General features: G+C 42.2%; 1 pseudogene. It reads right to left on the bottom strand.

Going from position 1 to position 275, the window contains the following annotated elements:
* Positions 1-256, bottom strand: a pseudogene (locus tag AAEY72_RS14780) (hypothetical protein); the annotation flags it as partial.
* Positions 257-275 lie beyond the last annotated feature (19 nt).

Consider the following 275-nt stretch of genomic DNA (forward strand, 5'->3'; position numbering starts at 1 on the left):
CTGGATGAGTTAAACCCTCACCTTTTGAGTGCGCACCACTGAACAGACGGTTCATGTTTTCGTCAATAAAACGGGTTTGATTAATGATGGCCGCAGGATTACCTATTAAGAATAAACACCGCTGTTTAGCGATGATTTTCTCACTCAACAAATCATGAATAAGTTGATTACACATTTCAATTGGCGCGGTTTCATTACCGTGGATAGCACTGGATAGTACAATGTCTTTGGTCGAATTTTGGCTCGGGGTAAACACAATGACACCCGTGTCGAGT

Source organism: Psychrobacter sp. W2-37-MNA-CIBAN-0211 (genome assembly GCF_040309405.1).
Lineage (GTDB): Bacteria > Pseudomonadota > Gammaproteobacteria > Pseudomonadales > Moraxellaceae > Psychrobacter > Psychrobacter glaciei.